Source organism: Streptomyces sp. NPDC059900 (assembly GCF_050270335.1).
GTDB lineage: Bacteria > Actinomycetota > Actinomycetes > Streptomycetales > Streptomycetaceae > Streptomyces.
Genome location: NZ_JBNNJZ010001171.1, coordinates 1 through 1,033 on the forward strand (window position 1 = coordinate 1; position 1,033 = coordinate 1,033).

General features: G+C 73.8%; 1 protein-coding gene. It reads left to right on the forward strand.

The window, feature by feature from the left end:
* Positions 1-1,033: carboxylesterase family protein (locus tag ACQKIP_RS48125; protein ID WP_427745949.1), on the forward strand; the 1,033-nt coding region annotated here is incomplete at both ends.

Genomic DNA, 1,033 nt, shown 5'->3' on the forward strand with positions numbered 1-1,033 from the left:
ACTGGGAGGGGACCAGGCAGGCGGTCGAGTTCGGCCCCGTGGTGCCGCTGTCCCTGCCGATCGACGTGCCCCCGCAGGGCACCGACTGGCTGACGCTCGACGTCGGCACTCCGGATCCCGGCGCGGCGGGACTGCCGGTGCTGGTGTGGATCCCCGTGGGCGGCTACCTCTCGGCGGTGTCGAGCGACCCGATGTACGACCCGGCAGCACTGGCCGGGGCGGGAGTCGTGGTGGTGACCATCAACTGCCGCGTGGGCGCGGAGGGATTCGCCTTCCTCGACGACGCGCCGCCCAACCGCGGATTCCTCGACCAGATCGCGGCGCTGGAGTGGGTGCAGCGCAACATCGCCGCCTTCGGAGGCGACCCCGGCCGGGTCACCGTGGGCGGGACGTCCGCCGGGGCGGGCTCGGTCGCCGCCCTGCTGACGATGAAGCCCGCGCGCGGCCTGTTCCGGCGGGCCATCGCCCATTCGGTGCCGGCGCTGCACAGCACCCCCGCGCTGGCACGGCAGGCCACCGCCGCATTCGCGGCTCGGGTCGGCGCGGCGGCCCCCACCGCCGAGGCCCTGCGCGACATCGACCCATGGCACCTGGCCGCCGAACTCACCTCCTTCAACGCCGGCCTGTCCGCGTACCGGGAGAGCTGGGGGCGCCTCACGGAGACCGGCACCGCGCTGTGCCCCGTGGTCGACGGCGAGGTCCTTGCGGAGACGCCCTGGCCCGCGCTGAGCGGCACGCGCGCGAGCGGGACCGAGCTGCTCGTCGGCCACACCCGGGACGAATTCCGCTACTTCAGCGTCATGAGCGGACGACACGGCACCTTCACCGAGGAGGACGCCCGTGCAGCCCTGGAACTGCTCGCCCCGCAGCCGGACGGCGCGCGGGCCTACCGTGCCGCGTTCCCGCAGGCAGGCCCGGAGGAGCTGGTGGAGACGGTGTACTCCGACGCCCTCTTCCGCATGCCGTCACAGAAGCTGGCCGAGGCGAACGCCGCAGCCGGCGGCACCTCGTACCTGTTCGAACTGTGCTGGAC